Here is a 12,550-nt window from a genome sequence, read left to right on the forward strand (position 1 = left end):
CCTCAAACGGTGTGCGCTGCCCGTTGGGCCAGCAAGTGATCGAGCCAGTCCGGGTCCATTTCCGGCTCCGATGAAAACAGCAGGCCGGTGTAGTCCTGGTACGGCGGGGTAAAAATCGCGTTGCGGCTGCCCTGGTCCACCACCCTGCCCCGCTGCATCACCACCACCTCGTCGGCAATCGCGCGCACGGTGGCCACGTCGTGGGTGATAAACAGGTAGGCCACGCCCAATTGCTGTTGGAGGCGGTCGAGCAGTTTCAACACGCCCTCGGCCACCAGTTGATCCAGGGCCGAGGTGACTTCGTCGCAGATGATCAGTTGCGGGTCGGCCGCCAGCGCGCGGGCGATGCAAATCCGCTGTTTCTGGCCACCGGACAGTTCGCGCGGCTGGCGCGCCATGAACACCGCCGGGTCCAACTCGATCATCTCCAGCAACTCGGCGACCCGCGCGCGCAGGGCCTTGCCTTTGAGGCCCAGGTAAAACGTGAGCGGCCGGCCGATGATGTCGACGATGCGCTGACGCGGATTCAGCGCGGTGTCCGGGATTTGATAGATCATCTGGATACGTCGCAATTGCTCCTTGCTGCGCTTTCGAAAGTCCGCGGGCAAGGGCGCGCCGTCATACATCACCTGCCCCGCCGTCGCCGGCAGCAACCCGGTGATCAAACGCGCCGTGGAGCTTTTGCCACTGCCGGACTCGCCAATCACCGCCAGGGTCTGGCCACGATAGAGCTTCATCGACACCTCATGCAGCACCGGTTGATGCCCATAACTGGCGCTCACCTGCTGCACATCCAACAACGGCACTTGCTGGACCGGACACGCCTTGGGCTCGGTGCGAAAACTGCGCACTGCCCACAGGGACTTGGTGTAGTCCTGCTGCGGCTGGCTGAGCATGCTGCGGGTATCGGCCTCTTCCACCAGCTTGCCATGGCGCAGCACCATGATGCGGTCGGCCATCTGTGCCACCACCGCCAGGTCATGACTGATGTACAACGCGGCGCTGCCAAAGGTTTTTACCGCGTCGCGGATGGCTGCCAGTACTTCGATCTGGGTGGTGACGTCGAGGGCCGTGGTGGGTTCGTCGAAGATAATCAGGTCCGGGTGACAGGCCATGGCCATCGCGGTCATCACCCGTTGCAACTGCCCGCCGGAGACTTGATGGGGGTAGCGCTGGCCAATGGTCTGCGGGTTGGGCAGGCGCAGCACACGGTACAATTGCACCGCTTCGCGCTCGGCCTGGGCACGGTCGATGCCGCCGTTGATCACCGCCGTTTCCACATGCTGGTCGATCAGGCGATGCGCCGGGTTGAACGACGCCGCCGCACTTTGCGCCACGTACGCAATGCGCAAACCACGCAGCTGGCGCAGCGCCTCGGGTTTGGCCTGCAGCAACTGGATGCCGTCGAAACACACCGAGCCGCCGGTGATGCGGCAACCGTCCCGCGCATAGCCCATCGCTGCCAGACCGAGCGTGGATTTACCCGCACCCGACTCGCCGATCAGCCCCAATACTTCACCGCGCTGCAAGGTCAGGTCGATGCCCTTGATCAGCGGGTGCCAGGCGTCTTCGTAATGCCCTTCGATCTGCAGGTTGCGGATTTCCAGCAGTGGCTTGTCCATCCTCAACACTCCTTCAAGCCGCTGGATTTATGCAGCATCCAGTCGACAACAAAATTCACGCTGACGGTGATCAACGCCACCGCCAAGGCCGGCAGCAACGGGCTGATGTCGCCGAAGGTGATCAACACCGCGTTGTCGCGCACCATGCTGCCCCAGTCGGCGGTGGGCGGCTGGATGCCCAGGCCGAGGAACGACAGCGCGCTGATAAACAGAAACACAAAGCAGAAGCGCAGGCCGAATTCGGCAATCAGCGGCGCGGCGGCGTTGGGCAGGACTTCGCGGGTGACCAGCCACCACAAGCCTTCACCGCGCAGGCGGGCGGCCTCGACAAAGTCCTGCACCACCACGGTCATCGCCACGGCACGCGAGAGGCGAAACACCCGGGTCGAATCCAGCAACGCAATCACCAGCACCAGCGACGTGGCGTTGGTGCCCACCACGCTCAGAATCAGCAAGGCGAAGATCAACTGCGGAATGGCCATGAGCACATCCACCACCCGCGACAAACCCTGGTCAATCCAACCGCCCTTGATCGCCGCCACCAAACCGCTCAAGCCGCCGAGCAGAAACGCCAATGTGGTGGTCAGGAACGCGATGCCCAGGGTATTGCGCGCGCCGTACACCAGGCGGCTGAACATGTCGCGCCCCAGGTTATCGGTGCCCAGCAGGAACTGGCCGCTCCAGGGCGCAAAACCCTCGCCCACCACCTGGGTTTCGCCATAGGGCGCCAGCAGCGGTGCGAACAGCGCAACCAGGACGTACAACACAATGATCAGCAGGCCAAACTTGGCGCTCAACGGCGCGCGGGCCACTTGGCTCAGCAGGTTCATGGGCTACCCCTTGGGATGCATCAGGCGTGGGTTGCTGGCGATGGACAACACGTCAGCCCCGGTATTGAGCAGGATGTAGGTCGCGGCAAAGATCAGGCTGCAGGCCTGCACCACCGGGATGTCACGCTTGGACACCGAGTCCACCAGCAACTGGCCGAGACCGGGATAGACAAACACCACCTCGACCACCACCACACCCACCACCAGGTACGCCAGGTTCAGCGCGACCACGTTGACGATAGGCGCCAGTGCGTTGGGTAACGCGTGCCGCCAGATAATCCGCGATTGACTGATACCCTTGAGTCGGGCCATTTCGATATAGGGACTGGCCAGCAGGTTGATCAGCGACGCGCGGGTCATGCGCATCATCTGTGCGATCACCACCAGGCTCAGGGTGGCTACCGGCAGTACCGAGCGCTCCAGGAGGGTGCCAAACGTGGCATCCGGCGCCAGGTTGGAAAGGCTGGGAAACCAGCCGAGCTTCACCGAGAACACCAGGATCAGCAGGTAGGCCACAAAGAACTCCGGGAACGACACCGCGCTCAACGCCGAGGTATTGAGCAGGCGATCGAACCAGCTGTTGCGATACAGCGCCGCCAGCATGCCCAGCACCAGCGCCGTGGGCACCGAGACCAACGCTGCCAGTGCGGCCAGGCTCAGGGTGTTGCCCAGACGCGCGCCGATCAGCTCGGCGATGGGTCGCTGGTTCGCCAGGGATGCACCCAGATCACCGTGCAGCAGCCGCAGCAGCCATTGCGCAAACCGCGTGAACGGCGGCAAATCCAGGCCGAGTTGCGCCCGGAACGCCGCCACGGTTTCCGGGGTGGCAGACTGGCCGAGCATGGCCTGGGCGATATCTCCCGGCAGCATGCCCACGGCCAGGAAGATGATCACCGACACGGCAAACAACGACAGCACGCCGAGGGCCAGGCGTTGGAGGACCAGTTTCAACAAGCTATTCATCGTGGGATTCCTTGAAAGGGCACGCGTTCAAAGACATCACAGCCCTGATGTAGGAGCTGGCTTGCCAGCGATGAGGCCAGCGGCATCACCGCCAACCTCCGGTCCGCCATCGTCGGCATGCCGGCTCCCACAAGGGTCAGGCCTGCCACCACCGCTCGATCAACCGCAACCCATCCAACTCGCCATAAGGCGCCGTCAGCGGCCCATGGTTGACCCGGTTCGAACGCGCCGCCACCGAGCTGGCAAACAGCGGCACAATCGCGCCGCCATCGTCCCGGCACAGCGCCTGCATTTCGTTGTACATCTCCTGGCGCAGCGGCGCGTTCATCTCGCCACGGGCGGCGTTGAGCAGTTGGTTGAAGCGCGGGTTGTCCCAGTGGGTTTCATTCCAGGCCGCCCCCTTGGCATAGCCGATGCTGAACATGCGGTCGGCGGTCAGGCTGCTGTACCAGAAGGAGGTGGTGAACGGCTGCTTCATCCACACATTGGAGAAGAACCCGTCGGCCGGTTCGCGTACCACATCGATGTCGATGCCGGCCTGGCGTGCCTGTTCCTTGAACAACACCGAGGCGTCCACCGCGCCGGTGTAGGCGGCGTCAGAAGCTTGCAGGCGTACCTTGAGCGACTCCACACCGGCCTTGCGCAGGTAGAAGCGCGACTTCTCCGGGTCGTAGGCACGTTGCTCAAGGGCGCTGTTGATAAAACGGCTGCCGGGCTGGATCGGATGGTCGTTGCCCACCAGACCGTAGCCATGCAGCACCGAAGCCAGAAGCGTCTCGCGGTTAATCGCGTGCTTCATTGCCATGCGGATGTCGTTGTTCTTGAACTCATTGCTGTCGCACAGCATCGGGAAGGTGTAGTGCTGCGCGCCCTTGGTTTCTTCAATCACCAAACCGGGGTTGCGCTTGAGCAGCGCCACGGTTTTCAGGTCGACCTTGTTGATCACATCCACCTGCCCGGTGACCAGCGCATTGACCCGCGCGGCGCCGTCGGCGATGGCCAGTAGCTCGGCGCTGGCGAAGTGCGCGCGGCCGGGTTTCCAGTAGTCGGGGTTGCGCTCCAGGTCCATGCGCACGCCGGGTTCGAAGCTTTTCAGGCGATAGCCGCTGGTGCCTACGCCGGCTTGCCAGTCAGCCACGCCGTCCTTGGCAGGCATGATCACCAAGTGGTAATCGGCGACCACGTAGGCGAAGTCAGCATTGCCCGAATGCAACTCGAACACTACCGCATCCGTACCTTTGGCCGTGACGCTGGCGACATCGCCGAGGACGGTCTTGGCGGCTGAAGTGGACTTGGCGTCGAGGTGATGATTGATCGACGCCACCACATCCTCGGCGGCCAGGCTCTTGCCGTTGTGAAAGGTCACGCCGGGGCGCAAGTAGAAGGTCCACACCCGCGCATCGGGCGTGGATTCGAACCGTTCGGCCAATTCGGGAATCGCGCTGCCATCCACCGCGATTTCGGTGAGGGTGTTGTACACCGCCGAAAAGCCGACAAAGGTGAAGGTGTCGACCCAGGAGCCAGGGTCGCGGGAATCGGTGGTACTGCCTCCGGCCAGGCCCAGGCGCAACACGCCGCCAGGCTTGGGCGTGGCTTCGGCGGCAAAGGCGTGCAACGGCAGGCCCATGGAAAACGCCGCCGCCACCGCACCGGCCACGGCGCTGTGTTTGAGAAAGTCCCGTCGGTGCATCGCTTGAGTCATTTTGTTGTTGTTTTCGCTCACGGTGTTGCTCCTCTAAAGATCAACAGGCACAGGCATGTTTCAACTCGATCAGGGTCACGCCATTGCGTTTGAACCCATTGCGCAGGTCCGTCTGCAGCTCGTCCAGGTTGCGGGGCTGGTTCACGGTGCAGCCGAATGCCTGGGCGAACAGTGCGAAATCCGGGTTGCGTGGCAGCACGCCGATGGGTTCGATATCCAGGTCGAGCATGTCGTCGCGGATCTGGCCGAGGGCGTCGTTATTCCACAGCAGCACCACCAGCGGGCTGTCCAACTCCTCGACGGCAGTGGCCAGTTCCTGGGCGGTGTAGAGAAAACCGCCATCGCCCACCAGCACCAGGCCCGGTCGTTGCGGCGCGCCGAATTTGGCGCCAATACCCGCCGGCAGGCCATAGCCCAAGGTGCCGTAGCCGGTGGGATGCAGCCAGCTTCGAGGGGCGCGACTGCGGTAGGCGTAGTTGCCGGTGTAGGCCAACTGGGTCATGTCGCTGCTCACAAAGGCGTTGGCCGGAAGCTCGGCTGCAATGCGGTCGAGAATGGCTTGGTGGATGGACTGCAAGGGGCCGTGGCCCGACTCGACCGCCTGCAGCAAGGCAGACACCTTCGCGATGGCGTCATCCGCGTTACGCGGGGTGGACGGCAGGCGTTCCAACAAGGCTTGAACGGTCTGGCGGGCATCGCCGTGCAGCGCCACGGCACAGGGGTAGAAGTCATTGAACTTGCGCGGGTCGATGTCGACCCGCAGCAGCTCACCGCCGAGGGGCAGACGCTCGCGCCAATAGTCGGTGTCGGCCATTTCCGTACCCACCGCCAGCACCACATCCGCCTCGCTGATCAGTTGCCAGCCCGGAGCGACACACAGGGTGGAACCCGCATTGAGCGGGTCGTCGACCGGTAACAAGCCCTTGCCCGCCACACTGGTAAAGAAGGGCGCCGCCAAGTGAGTGCTCAAGCGCTGCAACGCCTCGCCCGCCCCCAGTGCACCGCCGCCGGCAATGATCATTGGCCGCTTGGCCACCGAGAGCTTGGCCGCGGCCTGATCCAAGGCTTCAGCAGAAGGCAGGCCGCGACCTGGGCGACGCACCACCTCGTGGCTCCAGTCGCGCTTGATCGGCGCGGCCAACACATCCAGCGGCACCGAAATATGCACTGGGCGTGGTCGCTCACTGTCGAACACCGCGAAGGCGCGGGCGACCAGCTCGGGCAAATCCTCCGCGCTCAACGCCACCGCCGAAAACGCCGTGATCGGCGCGGTGATCGCACGCTGGTCCTGGGTTTCGTGCAGGCTGCCCCACCCTTTGCCGAGGCTGGCGGTGCTGTTGACGCTGGAGATCACCAACATCGGAATCGAGTCGGCATAGGCCTGGCCTATAGCGGTGGCCGCATTGGTCACGCCAGGGCCTGTAATCACAAAGCACACGCCCGGCTTGCCGCTGACCCTGGCATAGCCGTCGGCCATGAAACCGGCGCCTTGCTCATGGCGCGTGAGCACATGCCGAATGCCACTGCCGGGCAGGCCGCGATACAGTTCCAGGGTATGCACGCCGGGAATGCCGAACACCGTGTCGACGCCATACTGCGCCAGCAACCGCACCAGGGCCTGGCCGCCGGTCATGGTTTTATCGTGCATGTTCATCTCCTAGACGAATCAATGCATCGACCGCCACGGCGCCCTGGGCATTGACCAACAATGGGTTGACATCCAACTCCAGCAACTGCCCGGCGTTGGCGCAGGCGTAATCGGCGACCGCGCGGATCGCTGCCACCAACGCGTCCATGTCCGCCCGGTCTCGACCGCGAAAACCGTGCAGCAACGCGGCGCTGCGCAGGCTGAACAGGGCATTGCGGATTGCGCTGTCGGTGGTGGGCAGCAGCAAGCTGCGGCTGTCCTTGAGCAATTCGACCAGGATGCCGCCGGCGCCAATGACCAGCGCCAGGCCAAAATCGTTTTCGCGCTTGATGCCCACGATCAACTCGGCCAGCGGTGGTGCAGCCATGGACTCCAGCAGCAGTTGGTCAAAGGCGACACCCGGCGCATAAGCCGCGATGTGCTCGCGCATCTGCGCCAGTGCGGTGGTCAGCGCCATACCGTTTTGCAGGTTGAGCACCACGGCACCGGCTTCGGTCTTATGCGGCAGCTGGGTGCTGACTGCCTTGAGCACCAGCGGATAACCCAGTAGTTCTGCATCGCTGACAGCCCTTCCCGGCGTGCTCAGCACCCCGGCGGGCGTAGTCAGGCCGAATGCACGCAACGCCTGCTTGGAGGCCCATTCGTCGAGCGCCTCGCCGCTGCCCGTAAGGCCTTGGGGGCACAGCGGTTCGAGGATCGATTCGCCCCGCTCCAGCAAGACGCGTCGGTTGTTCTGGTAGTCGGCAATCCGCCCCCAGGCCGCCAGTGCGTCTTCAACTCCCTGCAACGCCGCAATGCCTTGGGCATGCAGGCGCTCACGGGCATGAGCCGGCAGCAATTCGGGAAAGGCTGAGGTGACAAAGCCGGGCTTGCCATGGCGACTGACCGCGTTACAGAACAGCTCCAACAGCAGGTCGCACTCCTGGCGCTCGCCCGTGAATTCGGCGGGGTAATCCAGCACCAGCATGGCGGCATCGGCTTCGGTGCGCAGGGCGGTGTCGAGCATGGTGTTCAGGGCTTCACGGTTGCCCCAGATGGCGGTCGTGAAATCCAGCGGGTTGACCAGGTTGGCATAGCTGGGCAATACCTGCGCCAGCTCACTGCGCTGGCGTTCATCGAGCTTGGGCAGGGCCAGGTGATTGCGCTCGGCATAGTCGGCAATCAGCCCCGCATCGCCTCCGGAACAGGCCAATGCGATCAGGCTATTGCCCGCAGGAAGATTGCCGCACGCCGCAGCCTTGAGGGTTTCGACAAAACTCACCGGCCCGCTGACGCGGATCACGCCCAGCCGTGCGAACAGGCTGTCGTACAGAACGTCGGAGCCGGACAGCGAACTGGTATGACTCAAGGCCAGCTCGGCACCGATCTGCGAGACACCGGTTTTCAACGCGATAATCGGAATGCCTTTCTCCAGCGCTTTGTGCGCTGCGCGGGCAAACCCCGGCACGTTCTTCAAGCCTTCCAAGTGCAGACCGATAGCGGTGACGCGCGGCTCATCGAGCAGCACATCCATCAATTCCGCAACGCCCAATTGCGCCTGGTTACCCACCGAGGCCATGTAGGCCACCGGCAGCGAACGGTCGCTCATCGACAGGTTGTAGGCGAAGTTGCCGCTTTGGGTCAGCACCGCTACGCCCTGCTCTACCGCCTTGCCGCCGTGGGCTACCGGCCAGAGTGCCGAGCAGTGCAGGTAGTCCAGCAAGCCGTAGCAGTTGGGGCCGAGCAAGGCCATGTCACCCGCCGCCGTCAAGAGCTGTTGCTGCATGACCGCCCCGCTGGCCCCGGTTTCGGCAAAGCCCGAGGCATAGCAGATGGCGCCGCCCGTGCCGATGGCCGCGAGTTCGGCGACGCAGGTCAACGTGAGTTCGCGGTTGGTGGCGATAAATACCGCGTCCGGCCCACAGGGTAAGTCGGCAACATGGCGCACACAGGGGACGCCATCGAGGCTGTCATGCTGCGGGTTGACCAGCCACATGGGCCCGGTGAACCCGCCATCGGCGCAGCGCTTGAGCGCACGCGCCATGCTGCGCCCGCCGACGAAGGCCAGGTGCCGGGGCGCCAGCAGGCGCTTGAGATTGTCGCGAATAGCCTGGGACATAAGCGTTCTCCGCGCCGATCAGCGCAACAGCGGCCGCAACAGTTCACGGGCAATGATATGGCGCTGGATTTCCGAGGTGCCCTCCCAGATCCGCTCGATCCGCGCGTTGCGCCAGATGCGTTCCACTGGCCCTTCGTCCATCAAGCCCATTCCGCCGAAAATCTGCACCGCCTCGTCAGCGACCTTGCCCAGGGTTTCACTGGCAAACAGCTTGGCCATGCCGGCCTCGCCGTCGGTCATGGTGCCCTGGTCCATCTTCCAGGCGGTGTGCAGGGTCAGCAGTTCGGCTGCGCGAATCTGCGTGGCCATGTCCGCCAACTTGAAGCTCACGCCTTGATAGGTGCCGATGGGCTGGCCGAATTGCTTGCGGTCCGCCGCCCATTGCAGCGACACCTCCAGCGCGCGCTGGGCCTGGCCGACGCAGTTGGCGGCGACCATCACGCGGCCGGCGGTGAGCCAGGCATTGGCCACGTCCCAACCCTTGCCCACTTCGCCCAGTACTTTGGAGGCCGGGACACGGCAGTCGTCGAAGAACATTTCATAGGTGTGGTAGCCCCGGTTGCTCACGCATTTGGGGCCACGGCGGATGGTCATGCCGGGGGTGCCACGATCCACCAGGAACGAGGTCACGGCGTTGCGCTGCCGGCCATTGTGTTCATAGGTATCGGTGACCGCGAACACAATGGCGAAATCGGCGTGCCCGGCATGACTGATAAAGTGCTTGCTGCCATTCATCACGAAGTCATCACCCCTGCGCACCGCACGGGTCTTGATGGCGTTGGCATCGGAACCGGCGCCGGGTTCGGTGAGGGCAAAGCAGTCGATTTTCTTGCCCTGCACGCACGGCAACAAGTAGTCGCCAATCTGTGACCCCGTGCACGCCATCAAGATCTTGGACGGCCGTGCGACAAACACGTGCAGTGCCCACGAGACCTTCGACAACTCCCTCTCGATCAGGGCCTGGGACAGGTAATCCAGGCCTCCACCACCCACCTCTTCCGGCATGTTGAACGCGTAGAAACCGGCGGCAATCGCCTTGTCGCGAATCTGTGCAGCCAGTTCGGGCGAGACCTCATCGGCACGGTCCACCGCCTCCTCATGAGGCAACAATTCCTTGGCAACAAAACTGCGTACCGCGTCCACCAACATGTCTTGTTCTTGGCTGAGTTGGAAATTCATGGCGCTACCTGTTCGGAGGTGTTGTTGTTATTTGCCGCAGAAATTCGGGAGGCGCTTTTCCATGGATGCGCGCAGGGCTTCAGCGCCGTCGGCACTGCGACCGCACAACAGGCCGGCGGCCAGTTCGGCCTGCAACTGCTCGGGCAGGCTGCGGTCGGCGCCTTCGCGGATCAGGGTTTTGGTCTGGGCGAAGGCGAAGGTCGGGCCGCTGGCCAGGCGTGCGGCCAATTCGGTGGTATGCGCCTGGAGCTGATCATCGGCGACCACTTCACCCACCAGGCCAGCGACCAGCGCGCGGTCGGCACTCCACAGCTCGTCGAGGAACAGCAGGCGCTTGGCTTGCTCGCTGCCAATCAGGCGTGGCAAGTGCCAGCTGGCGCCTGCGTCCGGCGAGTAGGCCATGCTGGTGTAGCCGGCCTTGAAGCGCGCCGATTGGGCGGCGATGCGCAGGTCGCAGCACAACGTCAGGTCCATGCCGGCGCCGACGGCCGTGCCATTGATCGCAGCAATCGTGGGTTTATCGAGGGTGTGCAGGCGGGTCATCAGCGCGTGGGCGGTTTCGGTCCAGCCGTAGGTTTCGAGGGCGCCACGGGCTTCGGCGTCGGCCCATTCGGCCAGGTCGGCACCCGCGCAGAAACTGCGACCGTTGCCGGTCAATACCACCACGCGCACCGCGGCGTCGGTGTTGAAGGCATCGAGCAAGGTGTGCAGGTGCTTGAGGGTGGGGATGTCCAAGGCGTTGCGCTGCGGGCCACGGTTGAGGGTGATCCAGGCAACGCCTGCTTGTACCTGACTGAGCACGGGCGAATCGGTCGTCATGGCTTCCTCGAATTATTTTATTTGGCTTGAGGGGTGCGACATGAGGCGATACTAAACAAGTGTTCAGTAAGAAGGCAATCAGCAAACCGCAAATATTTTCAAAGCGGGAAATGCCGGCCCGAACCTGGCGTTCGGGCGGCGGGATGGGCTCAGGGTTTGAGCTGATATCGCTGGCGGCCACCGGCCTGCAGCCCGTCCACCCAGGCTTCACAGATTTGAATGCCCTGCTCGGGTGTGAAGGTGCCGGGGTTGAGCCCCGACTCCAGCCATAACCCGTCGAGCAATGCGCTCAAGCCGATGGCGGCGAGGTCGGCGTCGAAGTGCTTCCAGCCCTCCTCCCTGGCCATGTCGGTCAGCGCCGAACGCATGATGGTGCGGTACTCGCCGTAGGAATGCTCGTGGGCCAGGTTGATTGCCGGCGCCGTCTTTACCGCGCCCCAGAACACCAGCCAGGCGTCCAGCAGGTGCGGGTCGAGCAATTCGGCGGAAAACGAGCCACGGAACAACGCCGACAGACGCTCCCTGGGGTTCGGCGGTGCCTTGGCCATGGTCTCGCGCAGCAGGCTCATGACCTGGCCGGTGATGGTCCGGTAGGCCTCGGCCACCAGTTCATCCTTGCCCGAATAGTGATGGCTGATCAGCCCCACCGACACCCCGGCCTCGGCGCTGATCTTGCGGATCGACGCGCCCTGGAAACCATCACGCTTGAGGCACGTGAGCGTGGCCTGCACCAGCGTGGCCTTGCGCACTTCCGGCTCCATCCTGGAAAAACGGGATTCCTGGGTCATACGGCGGTGTCCTTGGGTTGAGTCGGCAGCACGACTCTACATCAGTCGCGATACCCCGGCGACACCCGATCCAGCATCCGCAGCAACGCCGCCCACGCCAATTGCATGGCGTCCAGGTCGACCAGCTCGCCCTCCTCCAGTGGTCGGCCAGGGTTGTTGAATTGCTGCTCGGTGTAGGCGCAGACCTCGGCAGGCGGCAGCACCAGCGGGCCGCACGCCTGGGCGGCAATCTGGATATCGCAGGCCTTCTCCAGATAGTACATGCGCAGGAACGCCTGGCTGACCGTCTCGCCGACGGTGAGCAAACCGTGGTTACGCAGCATCAGCACCGGCTTATCGCCCAGGTCCTGTACCAGCCTCTGCTGCTCATCCATGTCGAGGGCCACGCCTTCGTAGTCGTGGTAGGCGACTTTGCCGTAGAACTCCATCGAAATCTGGTTAACCGGCAACAACCCGCACGCCAACGCGGCCACCGCACAGCCTGCACGGGTGTGGGTGTGCAACACGCACTGGGCGTCTTCACGCGCACCGTGGATCGCGCTGTGGATCACAAAACCCGCCGGGTTGACCGCATAGGCGGAGGGTTCCACGGCGTGGCCGTCCAAGCCGATCTTGACCAGGCTGGACGCGGTGATTTCGTCGAACATCAGCCCATACGGGTTGATCAGGAAGTGATGTTCAGGCCCAGGGATGCGCACCGAGATATGCGTAAAAATCAGGTCGCTCATGCGGTAGTGCGCGATCAATCGATAGCACGCGGCGAGCTGTTCACGCAGTTGTTGTTCGGTGGAGTGCGTCATTTTTATTCTCCAGGCACGGGTTGGTGAGGGCGACGCTAATCCAGCCGCCAGTAAAAAAACAAGTTGATTTTTTACTGGCGCTCGCCTCCTATAGAACGATA

Annotated in this window: 10 protein-coding genes; all 10 read right to left on the bottom strand. The window is 63.5% G+C overall.

What is annotated here, in order from left to right; genetic code table 11:
• Nucleotides 1-2 precede the first annotated feature (2 nt).
• Nucleotides 3-1,622 (bottom strand): ABC transporter ATP-binding protein, encoded by a 1,620-nt coding sequence (locus KUA23_RS18910; protein ID WP_252992633.1) that lies wholly within the window; start codon nt 1,620-1,622, stop codon nt 3-5.
• Nucleotides 1,623-1,624: 2 nt separating this feature from the next.
• Entirely contained in the window at nt 1,625-2,452 is an 828-nt protein-coding gene (locus tag KUA23_RS18915) for an ABC transporter permease (protein ID WP_099492799.1), read from the bottom strand.
• A gap of 3 nt (nt 2,453-2,455) precedes the next feature.
• Nucleotides 2,456-3,415, bottom strand: coding sequence for an ABC transporter permease (locus KUA23_RS18920; RefSeq protein WP_252992634.1), 960 nt, complete (start codon nt 3,413-3,415; stop codon nt 2,456-2,458).
• Between the two features lie 136 nt (nt 3,416-3,551).
• The gene (locus tag KUA23_RS18925) at nt 3,552-5,138 is read right to left on the bottom strand and encodes an ABC transporter substrate-binding protein (RefSeq protein ID WP_252992635.1); all 1,587 of its coding nucleotides are present in this window, start codon (nt 5,136-5,138) and stop codon (nt 3,552-3,554) included.
• Between the two features lie 19 nt (nt 5,139-5,157).
• Nucleotides 5,158-6,765 carry a 5-guanidino-2-oxopentanoate decarboxylase gene (locus KUA23_RS18930; RefSeq protein ID WP_252992636.1) on the bottom strand — a complete coding sequence of 536 codons (1,608 nt, stop codon included), beginning with the start codon at nt 6,763-6,765 and terminating at the stop codon, nt 5,158-5,160.
• Nucleotides 6,755-8,863 carry an acetate--CoA ligase family protein gene (locus tag KUA23_RS18935; RefSeq protein ID WP_252992637.1) on the bottom strand — a complete coding sequence of 703 codons (2,109 nt, stop codon included), beginning with the start codon at nt 8,861-8,863 and terminating at the stop codon, nt 6,755-6,757. Before KUA23_RS18935 ends, KUA23_RS18930 begins: the two co-directional genes overlap by 11 nt.
• 18 nt (nt 8,864-8,881) lie before the next feature.
• Nucleotides 8,882-10,042: an acyl-CoA dehydrogenase family protein gene (locus tag KUA23_RS18940; protein WP_252992638.1), complete on the bottom strand. Its 1,161-nt coding sequence runs from the start codon at nt 10,040-10,042 to the stop codon at nt 8,882-8,884.
• Nucleotides 10,043-10,069: 27 nt separating this feature from the next.
• Nucleotides 10,070-10,861 (bottom strand): enoyl-CoA hydratase/isomerase family protein, encoded by a 792-nt coding sequence (locus tag KUA23_RS18945; RefSeq protein WP_252992639.1) that lies wholly within the window; start codon nt 10,859-10,861, stop codon nt 10,070-10,072.
• Nucleotides 10,862-11,010: 149 nt separating this feature from the next.
• The gene (locus tag KUA23_RS18950; protein ID WP_078049192.1) at nt 11,011-11,649 is read right to left on the bottom strand and encodes a TetR family transcriptional regulator C-terminal domain-containing protein; all 639 of its coding nucleotides are present in this window, start codon (nt 11,647-11,649) and stop codon (nt 11,011-11,013) included.
• Between the two features lie 41 nt (nt 11,650-11,690).
• On the bottom strand, nt 11,691-12,449 hold the full coding sequence (locus tag KUA23_RS18955; protein WP_078049193.1) for a class II aldolase/adducin family protein: 759 nt from the start codon (nt 12,447-12,449) through the stop codon (nt 11,691-11,693).
• Nucleotides 12,450-12,550 lie beyond the last annotated feature (101 nt).

This window comes from Pseudomonas pergaminensis, from assembly GCF_024112395.2.
GTDB lineage: Bacteria > Pseudomonadota > Gammaproteobacteria > Pseudomonadales > Pseudomonadaceae > Aquipseudomonas > Aquipseudomonas pergaminensis.

Bases quoted from the DNA above. Each gene is read 5' to 3' on its own strand.
- KUA23_RS18915 (WP_099492799.1), bottom strand. From the start codon at position 2,452: ATGAACCTGCTGAGCCAAGTGGCCCGCGCGCCGTTGAGCGCCAAGTTT.
- KUA23_RS18955 (WP_078049193.1), bottom strand. From the start codon at position 12,449: ATGACGCACTCCACCGAACAACAACTGCGTGAACAGCTCGCCGCGTGC.
- KUA23_RS18910 (WP_252992633.1), bottom strand. From the start codon at position 1,622: ATGGACAAGCCACTGCTGGAAATCCGCAACCTGCAGATCGAAGGGCAT.
- KUA23_RS18950 (WP_078049192.1), bottom strand. From the start codon at position 11,649: ATGACCCAGGAATCCCGTTTTTCCAGGATGGAGCCGGAAGTGCGCAAG.
- KUA23_RS18920 (WP_252992634.1), bottom strand. From the start codon at position 3,415: ATGAATAGCTTGTTGAAACTGGTCCTCCAACGCCTGGCCCTCGGCGTG.
- KUA23_RS18940 (WP_252992638.1), bottom strand. From the start codon at position 10,042: ATGAATTTCCAACTCAGCCAAGAACAAGACATGTTGGTGGACGCGGTA.
- KUA23_RS18945 (WP_252992639.1), bottom strand. From the start codon at position 10,861: ATGACGACCGATTCGCCCGTGCTCAGTCAGGTACAAGCAGGCGTTGCC.
- KUA23_RS18930 (WP_252992636.1), bottom strand. From the start codon at position 6,765: ATGCACGATAAAACCATGACCGGCGGCCAGGCCCTGGTGCGGTTGCTG.
- KUA23_RS18935 (WP_252992637.1), bottom strand. From the start codon at position 8,863: ATGTCCCAGGCTATTCGCGACAATCTCAAGCGCCTGCTGGCGCCCCGG.